Annotated in this window: 13 protein-coding genes; 3 read left to right on the top strand and 10 right to left on the bottom strand. The window is 55.4% G+C overall.

The window, feature by feature from the left end; translation table 11 throughout:
* Window positions 1–3: 3 nt before the first annotated feature.
* From BCF53_RS09430 to BCF53_RS09420, 3 genes are all read right to left on the bottom strand, one after another.
* A complete protein-coding gene (locus BCF53_RS09430) occupies window positions 4–852 on the bottom strand; it encodes a DUF6920 family protein (RefSeq protein ID WP_132701481.1) in 849 nt (282 codons plus the stop codon).
* Window positions 853–960: 108 nt separating this feature from the next.
* Window positions 961–1,803 carry an ornithine carbamoyltransferase gene (locus BCF53_RS09425; protein WP_132701480.1) on the bottom strand — a complete coding sequence of 281 codons (843 nt, stop codon included), beginning with the start codon at window positions 1,801–1,803 and terminating at the stop codon, window positions 961–963.
* 358 nt (window positions 1,804–2,161) lie between these two features.
* Window positions 2,162–3,034, bottom strand: a complete 873-nt coding sequence (locus BCF53_RS09420) for a DMT family transporter (protein WP_207902691.1) — start codon at window positions 3,032–3,034, stop codon at window positions 2,162–2,164.
* A gap of 468 nt (window positions 3,035–3,502) precedes the next feature.
* Between BCF53_RS09420 and BCF53_RS09415 the strand changes: the two genes are divergently transcribed.
* The 3 genes from BCF53_RS09415 to BCF53_RS09405 all read left to right on the top strand — a co-directional run bounded on the left by BCF53_RS09415 (window position 3,503) and on the right by BCF53_RS09405 (window position 6,434).
* On the top strand, window positions 3,503–4,486 hold the full coding sequence (locus BCF53_RS09415) for a TRAP transporter substrate-binding protein (RefSeq protein WP_132701479.1): 984 nt from the start codon (window positions 3,503–3,505) through the stop codon (window positions 4,484–4,486).
* A 77-nt stretch (window positions 4,487–4,563) separates the two neighbouring features.
* A complete protein-coding gene (locus tag BCF53_RS09410) occupies window positions 4,564–5,853 on the top strand; it encodes a TRAP transporter large permease (RefSeq protein ID WP_132701478.1) in 1,290 nt (429 codons plus the stop codon).
* Entirely contained in the window at window positions 5,853–6,434 is a 582-nt protein-coding gene (locus tag BCF53_RS09405; RefSeq protein ID WP_132701477.1) for a TRAP transporter small permease, read from the top strand. Before BCF53_RS09410 ends, BCF53_RS09405 begins: the two co-directional genes overlap by 1 nt.
* 128 nt (window positions 6,435–6,562) lie before the next feature.
* Here BCF53_RS09405 and atzF read toward each other — a convergent pair whose 3' ends face one another.
* The 7 genes from atzF to BCF53_RS09370 all read right to left on the bottom strand — a co-directional run bounded on the left by atzF (window position 6,563) and on the right by BCF53_RS09370 (window position 16,206).
* Window positions 6,563–8,350 carry an allophanate hydrolase gene (gene atzF / locus BCF53_RS09400; RefSeq protein WP_132701476.1) on the bottom strand — a complete coding sequence of 596 codons (1,788 nt, stop codon included), beginning with the start codon at window positions 8,348–8,350 and terminating at the stop codon, window positions 6,563–6,565.
* Entirely contained in the window at window positions 8,347–11,970 is a 3,624-nt protein-coding gene (uca, locus tag BCF53_RS09395; RefSeq protein ID WP_132701475.1) for an urea carboxylase, read from the bottom strand. The genes atzF and uca overlap by 4 nt, the downstream gene beginning before the upstream one ends.
* Before the next feature lie 91 nt (window positions 11,971–12,061).
* Window positions 12,062–12,700: an urea amidolyase associated protein UAAP2 gene (locus tag BCF53_RS09390; RefSeq protein WP_132701474.1), complete on the bottom strand. Its 639-nt coding sequence runs from the start codon at window positions 12,698–12,700 to the stop codon at window positions 12,062–12,064.
* Between the two features lie 10 nt (window positions 12,701–12,710).
* Complete coding sequence (locus BCF53_RS09385; RefSeq protein WP_132701473.1) at window positions 12,711–13,442, bottom strand: urea amidolyase associated protein UAAP1; 732 nt, start codon at window positions 13,440–13,442, stop codon at window positions 12,711–12,713.
* Window positions 13,439–14,263 (bottom strand): ABC transporter ATP-binding protein, encoded by an 825-nt coding sequence (locus BCF53_RS09380; RefSeq protein WP_132701472.1) that lies wholly within the window; start codon window positions 14,261–14,263, stop codon window positions 13,439–13,441. The genes BCF53_RS09385 and BCF53_RS09380 overlap by 4 nt, the downstream gene beginning before the upstream one ends.
* Window positions 14,256–15,086: an ABC transporter permease gene (locus BCF53_RS09375; RefSeq protein WP_132701471.1), complete on the bottom strand. Its 831-nt coding sequence runs from the start codon at window positions 15,084–15,086 to the stop codon at window positions 14,256–14,258. Before BCF53_RS09375 ends, BCF53_RS09380 begins: the two co-directional genes overlap by 8 nt.
* A 43-nt stretch (window positions 15,087–15,129) precedes the next feature.
* Entirely contained in the window at window positions 15,130–16,206 is a 1,077-nt protein-coding gene (locus tag BCF53_RS09370) for a putative urea ABC transporter substrate-binding protein (RefSeq protein WP_132701470.1), read from the bottom strand.
* Window positions 16,207–16,213: the final 7 nt, after the last annotated feature.

Below are 16,213 nucleotides of genomic sequence, written 5' to 3'. Positions count from 1 at the left end.
TCTTCAGAATTCATAGCGGATTCGCTTCAGGCGGCCATGAAAATACTCTTTACGGCCGTGAGGTTTCGCCCAGGCAACCTCGCCATAAACCGGTACTTTTATATTATCGAGTTCTTCATATTGCCACACCTTCGCTTCCCAGGGGGTCAGTATCATCTTACCCATCACATCTTTGTAGCGGCCGTCCGAATAAACGGTTTCGACCAGCCCATGCTCATCGAACGTAAAAATCAAATTAATGGTGACGTCACCATCGCTGAGCATAGCGCGAGCGCTGTTTTCATCCACTGGCAGCCAATCGACGCCCTGACTGGGCAATAATGCTGTCGGGTACCAGACCGCCTCGGCCAGATAGCGCACCAGCTCACCTTCATCGAGCTGAGCGGTATGAGGCTGTGTCATCATGTTAAACAAGCCAATCAACTCGGCTGTCAGATAGCCAACACCGGCGATGTAAGCATCGTAGATATGCACATTCACCCACGGCACCATCTGCACCCTGGCGTTCCAGATAAAACCGGGCCGATCAACGGTCACCTTCTGGTTCGATTTAAACGGCTTCCAGGCTTCTTCAAACTCGCTCATGTTAAACATGCCGGTATGCTCAATTTCAGCAAAGGAGATCAGCGGCTGGCCGTCTTTGAGAACAGCTTTGAAATAACGCTGTACGGGTTCTGGCAGGCCTTCGATATCTGCCTGTGAATACTTTCCGGATTTAAATTCTTTTCTGGCCCGGTAAAGCTGGCCGGTCAGCACAGAAATTTCTTTCTGCCAGCGGCGTAAGCCGAGGTAGAAAATGATGAAGATATCCAGCACAACAAACATGATGATAACCACCACGACAAGCCACATCGCACGCTCCTGTTTCACGACTTACCGGCTAATCTTTCAAAGCCGTATTGTTATTGTAATATTTAGATAAGTCTGATTTTTCTGGAATTTCCAGTGCCAGATCAGCTTTCAGTAATGTTCCAGGCAATACTGGATAACGGCTTTTTGCACCGGCAGCAGGCTGGCTTTGAAGTTGTAACCGACAAACACCGGCGATTTAATCGCCTCTTCCGATACCTCTTCACCACGGTAGAACGGCGGGCACGGGTTAAACAGTGCATTGGCCGGCAGCATCTCTATACGCCGCTGGGTGATCTGGTAGCGACTGTAGTAAAGATCGCCCTTCAGGCGCGCAGGCAGCGGGTCGGTAAGCAACACATCGGTATTGGCAAGCGCCGGCTCCAGCTGTTCGGTAAAGTGGTAATTGGCCGCTTCGGTGTCGAGCTTCTCACTGGCCGGGGCAACGTGAGTCAACGGGAAACCAAACACCGTGGCGGCATTCAGCCAGCTTTGCAGAATGTTGCCGCAGGCACCCACAAAGGTGTAACGCAGCTTGTCGAAACCCGGGTTCAGTTTTCTTATCGCGAACAGGTCGGAAACTATTTCACAGGGGTGGTTGTGCGAACTCATCGCATTAATGACCGGAATTGAAGAATGGGCCGCCAGCTGGCTGATGCGCGAATGGCTGTTGTGACGAACGATCACCAGGCTTGCCCAGTTTTGTATGTAGCCGGCAACATCGTGCAGGGCTTCCGGTTTATCCAGTGATTCCGGCGGGAACAGTATCGGCTGGCCGCCCAGCTCAACCACCGCCTTCTCAAAGGTGATACGGGTGCGAATGCTGGATTCAGGAAAGAACAGAACGGCGGTTTTACCGGCCAGCGGCTTTGGATTCGCTGCATTCTGTTCAGCCAGGGCAAAGACTTCCTGCAGTTGCGCGGCTGTGAAATCACTCAGGTTCAGAAAATTCATTTGTCATCCTTTTTCGTGAAGCGCTCTGCGGCGCTACGCAATAACAGCCCGCAGAGTTGATTAATACCTGAGCAATAATAGCGGGAAACGCCAGTGAATCACGGTTTTTACGGTCTACCCGATCGCAAATTTCAATGTTCAGCGGCGCGCTGAATTTTCCTGGCAGAAGATGCCTTTCAGATCAACGGCTTAGCGCCGGCGGCAACAGCGATAAGAATGACGGTATTTCTGCGGCAGGCAACCTTCCGCGCTGTAAATAGCGCCGATTTCGCCACAAAGGCAGCTTCGACGCCCTGCGGTAGGCCTCTTATTCCCCGTCGCCCGTTTTCACGGAGAACAGGATTTGCCATCCGCTAAATTAACGTTGTGAATTACGCATCACCAGAAAGATGCCGGCCAGCGTAATCAGGGTGGAGATGACCAACCGCCAACTGAACAGATCGCCGGCAAACGGAATACCACCGGCCGAGGCAATGGCCGGCACCAACAACTGTAGGCTGCCGGCCTGAATACCGCTCAGCCCGCGCAGCGCGCTGTACCAAACGGCATAGCCGATACCAGAGGCCAGAGCCCCGGAAAGCACCGCCAGTAGCACACCCTGCCAGCTGCTCCAAACAGCGCCAAAGGCCAGCAACACCAGCAACAGAGCAAGGCAAAAGGGCAGCGTTCGCAAAAAGTTGTAGGCGGTATCCTGCAGCGGGTCTTGTGAGCCCTGACCGGCGATCGTATAAAACGCCCAGGCCGCACCACTGACGGCCATCAACAGCACACCAATCAGCGACGGAGTGCTGATCAACGGCCACATCAGATAGCCCAGACCCGCCATTGCGATAACCACGCCAGTCACCGCCAGCAGGCTGGTATGAGCACCTTTGAGCCGGGCGATAAAGAACATCACCAGCTGCACACTGCCGAACAGCACCAAGGCACCGGAGCCAGCATCCACAGAGCGGTAGGCATAAGCAAAGCTGAGCGCATACAGGAACAGCCAGGCGGCAGAGCGCCAGCTGCCTCTTGCCGATGCCGGGCGCGCGGTGCGGTGGCTCAGTGCCAGCAACAACCAGAGCATAACCACGGCACTGAACAGGCGCAGTAACACAAAACTGCCAGCGTCCATCTGCGCAGCCTGCGGTATCAGAGCCATACGGGCCAGCACCGAGTTGGCGGCAAAGAAAATCAGGGCGACAGCGGCGAACAGCAGTGTCGCAGAACTAAGAGAATGTTTAGTCAAAGAATGGTCTCGTTAATCAGAGGTATTTGGGGGCCAATCAAACACTGACAGCAACAGCGCCATTTGGTTCAAACAAGGGCACAGTTTCCCGGTAATTAGAACAAAGGTAAACGCGCTATCCGGCCATCAACGGACGCTGAATAGCGGCAAACATTAATATTGGACAACCAATTTAACTCTGATATAGTCACTAAAACTTATTTACGCACCATATTGGTCAACCAATATTGCCAGTCGCGGTGCATTGGCCTACTGAACAACAATAAAAAAGTGGTCAGGTTATCTGTTAGTTAACACAACATTGAATTCGCAGCGTAGCCCGTGGCACATCGGCTCTATCGCCTGTGGCCTGCTGCACAGAACGCCTTTATTGATTTCCTTGAGTTAATAAATGCGGATGCGGATACCCCCAGCAACCGGGTATCCGCAGCTTAGACAACAACAAAAACAATCACTAAGGAGTTAACTATGCACGCAAAGCTTAAGAAGGGGCTGGTCTCTGCACTCTGTTTTGCCTGGGCATCTTCAGCCTTCTCGGCTGTTGAATTGAAGCTGGGTCACTTCGGGTCAGAAGAACACCCTTCCCACATTGCCGCCATGCAGTTCGCCAAAAACGTTGAAGCCCGCACCAACGGTGATGTGAAGGTAGAACTGTACCCGAACAACGCCTTGGGCAGCCCGCCAGAAGTACTGGAGCAGGTTATCTTTGGTGTTATTGATATGAGCCTGTCCGGTCAGGATCAGCTGGCGAAACATGTGCCGTTGTTCGATACCGTCTCCATTCCGTTCTCACTGGAAAACGCCGCACACGCCGACCGTGTGCTCGATGGCCCGTTTAAAGCCTGGGCCGCACCCGAGCTGGAAAAGATTGGTTTGGTTTACCTTTCCAGCTGGGATTGGGGCTTCCGCCAACTCACCAACTCCGTTAAGCCGATCCTATCGCCGGATGACGTTAAGGGCCTGAAAATCCGCACGCCGCCAGCGATGACCTATCAGGCAGCGATGCAGGCGATTGGTGCAAACGTGCAAACCATCTCCTTCAGCGAACTGGTCATGGCTATGCGTCAGGGCGTGGTCGACGGTCAGGAAAACCCGATCGGCGTGATCTACAACCTGAAGCTGTATGAAAGCCAGAAGTACATTTCCATCATCAACTACCTGTACAGTTCTATGGTGCATGTGGTTTCCGCGGATGCATGGAACCGCCTGACGCCGGCTCAACAGGTCATTGTTCAGGAGGAGTCCGATGCCGCACGTCTGCTGATGCGCGAATTACTGCGCGCCGAAGAGCAGAAGCAGATTGCCGATATGCGCGCCAACGGCATTCAGATAGATGAACCCGATTTAGCCCCGTTCCAGGCCATGATGGGCCCGGCCTACGATCAGATCAAAAAGAAAGTGGGGGCAGCTAACTTCGATAAGTGGATGGAAATGACCCAATCGGTGAAGTAATACCGGTTAATTAAAGCCCATGGGTTTCGCCCGAGTATCGGCGGAACCCGCTTCATAAATTTAAAGGTACGTTCAGGATGTTGACCCTTTATATTTTCGGCGTTCTTATCTTTTTTCTGCTGATTAACGTTCCGGTGGTGGTCGCCATTGGCTTAACCTCGGTCATCTTTTTTATCGGCTTGGGCGATGCGCGCCTGCTAGCCATGCTGCCGCACCGCATGTACTACGGCACCACCGGCTTTACGCTGCTGGCCATCCCGTTTTTCATTCTCGCCGGCAACCTGATGAACACCGGCGGTATTACTGACCGTATCTTCCGCTTTGCCCGCGCCATGGTCGGGCACATTTCCGGTGGCATCGGCCAGGTGAATATTGTTGCCAGTGTGATCTTTTCCGGCATGTCCGGCTCGGCCGTGGCCGATGCTGCCGGTCTTGGCCAGATTGAACACAAGGCCATGGTTGATCAGGGTTATGACCCTGCCGATTCGGCCACACTGGTCGCCGCCTCTTCGGTGATTGGCCCGGTGATTCCGCCGAGCATTCCGTTTGTTTTGTATGGCTCGATCACCAGCGTTTCGGTCGCGCGATTATTCCTGGCCGGCTTTATTCCCGGCATTTTAATGAGCATCGGCATGATGGTGGCGCTCGGCATTCTGGCAAAACGACGCAACTACCCGCGTGATGAACACAAGGCCACTATTCGTGAACGCTTTTCGGCCTTCAACGGCGCGTTCTGGCCACTGATGGCACCGGTGATTATTGTCGGCGGCATCATGACCGGCTTCTTCACGCCGACCGAAGCTTCAGTGGTGGTGTGTGTGTACGCCGCGCTGCTCGGCTTCTATTACAAAGATTTAAAGCTGAAAGCCATCCCGGATATCGTTTATAAATCCATTTCCCAATCGGTCAGCCTGCTGTTCATTATTGCCGCCGCCAACTTCTTTGGCTGGCTGATCATTCATCAGAAAATTCCCGATGCGGTGATCTCCACACTGGTCAGCTTTGGCGCAACGCAATCCATTGTCATGTGGATCATCATTGGCATCGTGCTCACCATGGGGCTGTTTCTGGAGGGCAACGCCATCTTCCTGATCACCCTGCCGCTGTTTATGCCGATCGCCACGATGTTCCAGATCGATCTGGTTAACTTCGGCGTGGTGATGACGCTGCTGATCATGATCGGCAACCTGACGCCACCGGTGGGGATGTGCCTGTTCGCGGTGGACAGCTTCGCCAAGGTCGGCATGCCGGCGCTGGCACGAAGGGTGTGGCCGTACCTGCTGATGATCTTCCTGATTACACTGCTGATCGCCTTTGTACCGGGCATTGCCCTGTTCCTGCCTAACCTGCTGATGGGACCGATGTAATGATTGCCTTAGCGAAAAAAATAGACGGCTGGGTGCAACGCATTCTGCGTTTTATTTCCATGACCATGTTCAGCATTTTAGGGCTGTTGCTGGTCGCCAATGTCAGCCTGCGGCTGATTAATGATCTGGTGAGCTTTCTCGAAGCGAAGGGACTGGCGGGCGCTGCAGGCTTTATCAACAGCTTTGTGACCATCAATTCGTTTCACTGGTTCGACGAAGTGGTCGAGCTCACCTTTGCGGCGCTGGTTTTCTACGGCGCAGCGGCCCTGTGGTGCGCCAAGCTGCATTTTTCTGTCGGTGACTGGATCAGCCCACGCTTAAAGCACGACCGCCTTAAGCACCTGTACCGCATTTTGATCCTGATGATTTCCGCCACCTTCATGGCGATCTTCTTCTGGTTTGCGCTGAAGCTGACCCTGAGAACGCATCAGGTCACCACCGTGTTCCAGATTAAGCAGTGGATTCTCTACTCCTGCATGCCGGTTTCCGCATTCATTATGCTGGTTTACTCGGTCATCGATGTGTTGGTAGAGGTCAGAAAATTTATCTTAGGTTTACCGGGGGCTGAACCCAGCGCCTGAACAGAATTTCCTTGGGGGGAAATAACCGCTGCGCACGAGCACCCTATGCATTCGGGGTGCCCGCGCAGCCATTTAAAGAAGTGCGATAACTTTGACAGGCCGCTTGATGCGGCCTTTTTTTTGCGCGGCTACTGGCTGGCCAGATACCCCCGCCAACCGCCAAATTCAGTGATTTCACGGGCATCCGCAATGGCATAGCCTTCACAGATAAAACCGGTCACCCAGGCTCCACTCTCAAGCTCAAGCTTGCCCAACCCTAACGGCTGCGGAATACCCGCTAAAAAGCTGCCCAGACTCGCCACCGGCAGTTGCCAGACCTCAACCTCAATCGCCCGGCCAGCAGTTTCATCACGAATTAAACCGGGGCGAAACGGCGGGCCCCCCGCCAGCGCAAACAGCCGATAATTAGCGGAGGTTGTGGTGGCTTGCTTCAGTTTTGCACCACGCTCCAGCAACTGAGAATTGAGCGGTAAGCCCTGCAGATGAGCGCCACAAACAGCCACTTCGACCAGCGCCGCACCGTCGGCTATCGCTGCCGCAGCCGGCAACGCTTCACCGGTCGCACCCAACGGTAACTGCTGGCTCTGCTGCCATTGGCCGGCCAGCTTTAACAGCGCGTCATCGCAACCGGCCGGGCCAAACAGGGTGATACCGAACGGCAATTTACTGTCGTTAAAGCCCGCCGGCACGGCAACGGCGGCGTAATCGAGCAGGTTCATAAAGTTGGTGTAGTAGCCGTTTTCCGAGTTCAGGGTAATCGGGTCGGCGTTGACAGCGTCGATGGTGTATATCGAGCCGGCAGTTGGGGTCACCATAACATCCACCTGGCTTAACAGCTGGTCACAAATTACCTTGTATTGCTGCAGTTTATAAGCTGCGTTAAAGGCATCGACGGCGGTTTTTCCCTGCGCGCCCCCAATAATGGTTTGAATCACCGGCAGGCATCGACTGGCATCTTGCTCAAAAAATTCCTGAATGGCGGCATAACGCTCGGCAACCCAGGGGCCTTCATAGAGCAGTTTGGCGGCATCCAAAAACGGCTGAAAATCGATCTCAACCAGCTCGGCTCCCAGCACCTTCAGGCTCTGCAGAGCCTTGCCAAACAATTGCTCGTTGCTGTGGTTACCAAAAAACGCCAGTTGCTTTGCCTGCGGCACACCAATTTTGGCACCGGCAAGCGAGCTCAACGCTGTCGGCGCAGGCATTGCCGGCCTTGCGTAACAGTCGTTGACATCGTATTCACCGGCTACGGCCAGCAGCAGGCTTAAATCTTCGGCGGTGTGTGCAAACAACGTCAGGCAATCCAGGCTTTTACAGGCCGGAACCACGCCACTGCAGCTGATGCGACCCTTGCTGGCCTTTAAGCCGAGAATATTATTGAAGGCAGCAGGCACCCGGCCGGAACCGGCTGTATCGGTACCCAGCGAGAAACACACCTGCCCGGTTGCCACCGTGACTGCGCTACCGGCGCTGGAGCCACCGGAAATGTACTCTGGGTTAAAGCTGTTGTGAGTAGCCCCCCATGGGCTGCGCGTACCCACCAAACCGGTCGCGAATTGATCGAGGTTGGTTTTGCCCAGCGGCACCGCGCCTGCCTGAATCAGTTTTTCGACAGCAAAGGCGGTGCTTTCCGGCTGGTAGGCATAGTCTTTACAACCGGCGGTGGTCGGTAAGCCAGCCAGATCGACATTATCTTTAATGGCAAACGGCACGCCATAAAGCGGCAGGGATTCCGCAGAATGATCTGCCAGCGCAGCGAGATAGCTCTCCAGCTGGCTATCGCTGATCAGCGCAATCCAGCTGTTGGTGCTGTCTGCACGCGCGGCGGCCAGTTTGGCTTTCAGGTGTTGTGCAGGCGTCAGTTGCCCACTTCGGTATGCAGCAATCGTTGCTGCAACGGTTACGGCTGTGCTCATGCACTGACCTCCTTCGCTTGTTGCATCGTCGTGTTAATGACCATCAGGCGCTGACCGGCATGCACCTGCGCACCGGCCTGCTGACTGATGGCGGTTATCGTACCGCTCTCGGTGGCGGTGACTTCCAGCTCCATCTTCATGGCTTCCAGAATCATCACCACTTCTCCGGCCTTCACCTGCTGGCCGGGTTTCACCAGCACCTGCCAGATGTTGCCGGCGACATGGCTTTCAACCGCCACTTCACTTTCACCCAGTTGCTCGCCGGCTTCTTCGGTAATGGTCAGGGCGTCGGCCTTAAAGTTGGCCTGACCGCTCTCGGCCCAGCGCTGGCGTTCTTGTTCAAAGGCCTGCTGCTGGCAGGTTTTAAAGGTGGTGATCGCATCCTTTTGTGCTTCCAGTTGCGCCTGATACTCCGCAAAGGAAAACTCAGTTTGCTCAACACGCACCGGGTACTGACCACGCGGATGCTGCTGACGGATCTCCAGCAGCTCGTCGGCACTCACTTCATAAAAACGAATCTGGTCAAAGAAGCGCAGCAACCAGGGTTTGGTAAAGGCTTCGGTGCGACGGTAGCGGTTCCACATTTGCAGCGTACGACCGACAAACTGATAGCCGCCCGGCCCTTCCATGCCATACACGCAGAGATAAGCCCCGCCGATGCCGACGGCGTTTTCCGGTGTCCAGGTGCGTGCCGGGTTGTATTTGGTGGTCACCAGTCGATGACACGGATTCATCGGTGTGGCCACCGGCGCACCCAAATAAACATCGCCCAGCCCCATCACCAGATAGCTGGCGTCGAAAACAATCTGCTTCACCTCGTCAACGGAATTCAGGCCATTGATACGACGAATAAATTCAATGTTGTCCGGGCACCAGGGCGCGTCTTTGCGCACCACTTCGTCGTACTTTTTAATCGCCAGGCGGGTCGCTTCGTCATCCCAGGAGAGCGGCAGATGAACCACCCGCGCCGGCACGCTGAGCTGCTCAATATCGCCCAGTGCGGCTTCTGCCTGTTCGAGAATGTCGAGCAGTTTCGCCTGCGGTAACTGCAGGTTGTTGTAGTGAATCTGCAGCGAGCGAATGCCCGGCGTCAGTTCCTGCACACCCGCCAAATTCAGCTCCTGCAGATGCAGCATCAGGGCATGTACGCGGAAGCGCAGCTTAATATCCAGCAGCTGCGGGCCATATTCGACCAGCAGAAAATCTTCACCACTCGGCCGGTACACCACTTCTTCGCCATAACGCTCGGCTGGCAGGGTTTTCAGTACCGGTGTGGTAATCGCCGCCGGCTGAATCGGCATTTCGGAAATGTTTAATGCAGAGATTTGCGCTAATTGCTCACGCTCGGCCTGTTCAGCATCGGCCAGCGCCACCGGCACGAAGCGTACCTTGTCGCCGGCCTTGAGCTGGCCCATCTTCCACAGATCGGCCTTGATGATGGTCGCCGGGCAAACAAAGCCTCCCAGGCTTGGGCCGTCCGGCCCCAGAATGACCGGCATGTCACCGGTGAAATCGATGGTCCCCACGGCGTAGGCGTTGTCGTGAATGTTCGACGGGTGCAGTCCGGCTTCACCGCCATCGCTGCGGGCCCATTCCGGTTTTGGACCAATCAGCCGCACACCGGTACGACTGGAATTAAAGTGCACCTGCCATTCGGCATCGAAGAAGGCTTCGATATCGGCGTCGGTGAAGAAATCCGGTGCGCCATGCGGGCCGTAAATGACCCGGATACGCCAGTCGGATTGCATCGCCGGCGGGCTTTCCAAAGCCGTACCGCCGTGCCCGGACAGCGCTGCGCTGGCATTCAGATGCAAAACATCACCCGCACGCAACGCTCGGCCGGCATGACCGCCAAACTGCCCCAGGGTGAAGGTTGATTTACTGCCCAGATAATCCGGACACTGAACGCCACCGGCAACGGCCAGATAACAACGGGCACCGGCACCACTGATGCGGCCCAGCTTCAAGGTCTGGCCGGGCGCAATGGTCAGCACGGTCCACGGGGCGACGGCGTTGCCGTCGAGCGTGGCGTCTATCGCGGCACCACCAAAGGCAATCTCGGTAGCGCGGTTGAATTTCAGTGTTGGTCCGCTGATCACCATTTCCAAACCGGCTGCACGCTCGCCGTTACCCAGCAGCTGGTTGAGCAGGCGGAAGCTCAGCGAATCCATTGGCCCGGAGGGCGGCACGCCGATATCCCAGTAGCCGCTGCGGCCGGGGTAATCCTGAAGCGTGGTTTGTGTGCCACTGGCAATCACATCGAAGGTAGCGGGCTGATAAACAAAGTCGTTCAAACTGCGGGTCAGCACCTTGCCGCTGCGCACAATTTCGCTGTTCAGCAGCTGATGCAGGTAGCCCAGGTTGTGTTCAATGCCATAGACCTCCGATTGCGTCAGCGCTGCGGATAACCCGGCCAGCGCCGCCTCGCGCGATTCGGCATAAAAGATCACCTTTGCCAGCATCGGGTCAAAAAACGGTGACACTTCTACCCCGGCTTCAATCCAGTGCTCTATACGCAAGCCCGCCATTTGCGGCCAGCTGACGTGACTGAGCAAACCAGCACAGGGCTGGAAGTTTTTATTGGCATCTTCGGCGTACAGACGCACCTGAATGGCGTGGCCCTTTGGCTGCAGACGGGCAGCCAGCTGATCCAGTGGCGGCAGGTCGCCGGCGGCCAGTTCAAGCATCCACTGAACCAAATCAACACCGAAGATTTCCTCGGTTACACCATGCTCTACCTGCAGGCGGGTGTTCACCTCCAGAAAATAAAATTGCTCGGTTTGCTGGTCTAACACAAACTCAACGGTGCCGGCATTTCGGTATTCTACGCTGGCACCCAGACGACGGGCGGTATCGGCAAGCGCGGCGCGGGTTTCATCGCTCAGGTTCGGCGCCGGGGTTTCTTCAATCACCTTCTGGTTGCGTCGCTGAGCGGAACAGTCACGCTCACCCAGGGTTAAGACCTGGCCGTTGCCATCGCCGAAAATCTGCACCTCAATATGGCGCGCCTGCTCGATGAATTTTTCCAGAAAGATGCCGCCATTGCTGAAGTTGTTTTCACTCAGCCGACGGACGGAATCGAACGCATCGTTCAGTTCAGCCTCGCTGTTGCAACGCTGCATCCCAATACCGCCACCACCGGCGGTGCTCTTCAGCATCACCGGATAGCCAATGCGTGTCGCCTCGAGTTGCGCCTGCGCTAAATCGGTCAGTAATGCGGAGCCCGGCAACAGCGGGACCTGTGCTTTTTCGGCCAGCTCGCGGGCGCGATGCTTAAGACCAAAATCATTCATCTGATCCGGTGTTGGGCCAATAAAGGAGATGCTGTTTTCTTCGCAGAGCTGCACAAAGCCGGGGTTTTCACTGAGAAAACCGTAACCCGGGTGAATCGCCTGCGCGCCGCAGCGTACGGCAATATCGATTAATTTCTGCTGATCAAGATAGGTTTGTGCGGCCGCACCTTCGCCCAGCGAATAGGCTTCGTCCGCCTCGATGACATGCAGGCTGTCGGCATCAGCTTCGCTGTAAACAGCGACACTTTTGACATTCATTTGCCGCAGGGTGCGGATCACCCGGCGCGCAATCGCACCACGATTGGCAATCAGAACTTTTGCAAACATGAATTGGTTACCTGAATAGCCGGGTCGTCCCAGCGGAATGTTTGGGTGTTTAAGGGGTCGTCCCCTACCCAACTCAGAATCTGTTAAACAACTAATCCCAGACGATCATTTCAACCGGTGTCGGGTTGTAAGCATTGCAGGGATTGTTCAGCTGCGGACAGTTGGACAACAGCACGATGACATCCATTTCGGCCTTCAGCTCAACATACTTACCCGGTGCGCTGATGCCGTCTTCAAAGGTCAATCCGCCTTCGGGGGTGATCGGTACATTCATAAAGAAATTGATGTTATGCACGATGTCGCGCTTGGTCATACCAAACTGCTCGTTCTCGGCAATGGCCAGCAGCCAGCTGTCACGGCAGGCGTGCATGTGTTTTTTGTCGATGGCATAACGCACAGTGTTGCTTTCCGTTGCGCAGGCGCCGCCGAGCGTATCGTGACGGCCACAGGTATCGGCCACGATGGTCAGCATCAGGTTGCCTTCATTCGATAAAATTTGGCTGCCCGCGGTCAGGTACACGTTGCCCTGCTCGCGAATGGTATCGATCGCGCTGTAGCTTTCGGCCGGGTCATTGGCGTTGTAAAAAAGGGTGTCTGCAGCCTGGTTGCCTTCCATATCCAGAATGCGCAGCGTTTGCCCGGCCTTGACCACCTTCATGTAGTAGTCACCGGCTGGAACAACATCACGCATGACGGCATTTTGCGGGTTAAGTGAACTTTCCTGAATCATTCTCGGCTCCTTAGCAGTGGCTGTGCTGAACGGCCGCGTTGTAGCGACGGTTATTTTCAAAACCACGGCCGTTTTCCGGGCGGTGGTTCAGGCAGGCATCATCGGCGCTGACCGGGTCGGCATTAAGTAACGCCATAGCCACCGGCCGGAACGGATACTCAGTGGCCGGATTCATCGGGTGCGGACAGGTTGTCAGCACTACCAGCGTTTCCATTTCGAAGCGCAATTCGATGCTGTCGCCGGCTTTGGAATGCCCTTCGGCGAAAACAAGATTGCCCTCGTCATCGGTCGCAACCTTGCTGAACAGATTCAAGTTAGCCGCCAGATCACGCTTACCTAAACCATACTTCGCCACTTCCACCAGCAGGCTGTCGTGGCCGTTTTGTTTCCACTGGTTGTGCGCGCTCTGGTAGTCACGCTCGCCCCATTTGGCGGCGACCTTCGCCTTATTAGCCAGACCGCCAACGGTGTCGATCCAGCCGGTATCGTCACGGGTAATAGAACAGAAAATGCGGCCCATATCCGAATACAGGCAGTTGCCGGTTGAAAGCTTAAAGGTGTGCTGACACTTCAGAGTATCGGGCGCGTTATAGCGCTCCAGCAGGTTGCGCGGATTGTAGAACAGCAGGCTGAGGTTGGCGCCGCCCTCTACATCGGTGAAGCGCAACGTTTGGCCTGCGCCGACCACCAGTGACCAGTGACTGGCCCCGGGGAATTGTTCGGTATAAATTTCTGAACTCATGGTTGAACCTCCGAAGAAGCACCGGAAGCCAGCGTCGCCGACTGGCGCACCAGATCGAACTGCCGCTGTTTTTCTCCCGGCTTGTTTAAGGGAATATCAAAAGTGACCTGAGCACCAAAGCGCTCAGGGGCTTGTGGGTCGATGCGCGGTTTGTCAAACACCCACAACCGCGAACCCAGCTCAAAGCCTTCGCTCAGATCGTGCGTGATCATAAACACCGTCAACTGCTGCTCTTGCCACAGCTCACGGATCAGGCTGTGCATATCTTTGCGGATGCCCGGGTCGAGCGCGCCGAAAGGCTCATCGAGCAACAGAATACGCGGCTGTTTCAGCAGTGCCTGAGCAATGGCCAAACGCTGCTGCATACCGCCGGAGAGTTCACTGGGATAGCGGTTCGCGGCCTGAACCAAGCCGACCTTTTCCAGCATGGCCATGGCCCGGTCGCGGGCATCCCGCTTTGCTGAACCGGTCAGTCGCCCGGTCAGCAGACTGCCCAAGCCACTGTGGCCAAACTCTTCACCGAGCATGACGTTCTGTATCGCCGTCAGATGCGGAAACACCGAATACTTCTGAAACACGATGCCACGCTCTACGCTCGGCTCCGGGTCGAACGGCTGACCGTCCAGCAGAATATCGCCGCGACTGGCCTGTTCGGTGCCCAGCAGCAGGTTCAGAAAGGTGGTTTTTCCGCAGCCGGAGGCACCGACAATGCTGACAAACTCACCGGCCATGACCCTGAGGTTTAGTTTTTCCAGCACCACATTGGCACCGTATTCTTTCCACAGATTTTTGATTTCGATAATGGGCTGGTGCTCAGTCATTGCGGCCTCCCTGGGCTTTCTGGTACCACGGGAATGCCCACAGCGACAGGCGCTTCAAGGCATAATCCATCATGAACGCCAGCAGCGTAATCCACGCCACATAGGGCAGAATGACATCCATAGACAGGTAGCGGCGCACCAGAAAGATCCGGTAACCCAGACCTTCGGTGGCCGCAATGGCCTCGGCAGCGATCAGGAACAACCAGGCACTGCCCAGTGTGAGCCGCACCGCCTCAATCAGCCGCGGCAGTATTTGCGGTAACACAACCCGCAAAATAATCTGCCAGCTGTTTCCCCCCAGTGTTTGGGCTTTAATCAGCTGCTCGGCGGGTAAGGCGTCGGTGCGTAATTGCATGTCACGGATAATCACCGGAGAAATACCGATGACGATCAGTACAACTTTGGAGACCTCGCCCAAACCAAACACAATGAACAGGATGGGCAGAATCGCCATCGGCGGGATCAGTGAAATAGCAGTCACCAGCGGCGACAAAGGCGAACGGACATAAGGCACCATGCCATTGGCGATACCAATGACCAGCCCCAGCAATGCGCTGATGCCGACCCCCATCGCCAGGCGCACCGCACTTGCCAGCGTATCGGCCCAGAACAGGTACTCACCGGTGCGCTTGCTTGGCTCAAACGCCATGCGGGTGATGGCATCGGCAAAGGAGCTGAGTGACGGCAACAGCTTGTCACTCGGGTTTTCTGCCAGGCGTGCATCAGAGGCAGCTATGTATATTACCAGCAGGATGATAAACGGCAGCAGCCCCAGTAACAGCCTTCCGTAGCGGTTTGGCTGCGCATTAATAATCCGAGTCATAGTGTCTCCAGATGCAGTTTAATTGAATACGTCAGACTGAGGCTTACAGCTCGCCTTTAGCAGCCATTTCCATGTACTCAGGATTAAATCGCAGCTGAATATTGCCGCTGTCACCATAAACACCAGCGGGCGTTTCAATGCCGATAAAGCCAGCGTCCGGTGCACCGTCACCGAGAATGCCGTGATCGAAAGAGAATTCAGCGACTTTCTGCATGGTGCTTTTCAGGCTGTCACTGTTGGTGAAGGCAACGGCATCGGCTGCGCTGAAGAACATCTTCGTGGACGCCAGCTGGGCGTTATAACCGGCCAGGTCGGTACCCGAAGCCTCCGCCATAAAGGTTTTCGCAGCATCCGCGGCGGCATCACCGGCAGACATGATGGCCATAATTTCATACCAGGCGCCGGTCAGTGCTTTACCCAGCGCCGGGTTTTCAGCCAGCGTGTCGGTATTCACCACCAAAAGGTCGATGATTTCACCCGGGATTTGCGAAGAGTCAAAGACCTTGCTGGTATTTGGCATCGCGGTAATTTCACTCAGCAACGGGTTCCAGGTGGTGACTGCGGTGACATCTTTACTGCTGAACGCCGCGACCAGATCGGCATCGGAAGTATTCACGACTTTGACATCGCGCTCGGCCATACCAACCGATTCCAGCCCGCGTGCCAGGAGGTAGTGAGAAACACTCAGCTCCACCAGGTTGACCTGCTGGCCTTTAATATCGCTCAGGGTTTTATTGCCCTTGAGCACAATGCCGTCGTTACCGTTGGAGAAGTCACCGACAATCAACGCAGTAGAATCCACACCGCTGGCAGCAGGAATGGTCAGAGCATCCATATTGGTCATCACGGTGGCGTCAAACTGGCCGGCGGTGTACTGGTTAATCGATTCAACGTAATCGTTGATCTGCACCACATCGATGCTGATGTCGTATTTATCGGCCCACTTATCCACAATGCCTTCAGCGGCTGCGTAATCCCAGGGCATCCAGCCAACGTAGATGGTCCAGGCCAGTTGAAAGTGGTCTTGAGCAGCAGCAGGAAAAGATGCGCCGAAGGTCGTAACGGCAGCCAGTGTGCCGGTGATGATTTTCTTACTAAGAGGGCGTAGCAGTTTTTTCATGGTTAAC

Origin of the sequence: Reinekea marinisedimentorum, assembly GCF_004341165.1 — a bacterium.
Taxonomy (GTDB): Bacteria; Pseudomonadota; Gammaproteobacteria; order Pseudomonadales; family Natronospirillaceae; genus Reinekea; species Reinekea marinisedimentorum.
Note: the sequence above shows the minus strand (reverse complement) of the source record. Positions and strands in the feature narration are given on the sequence as shown.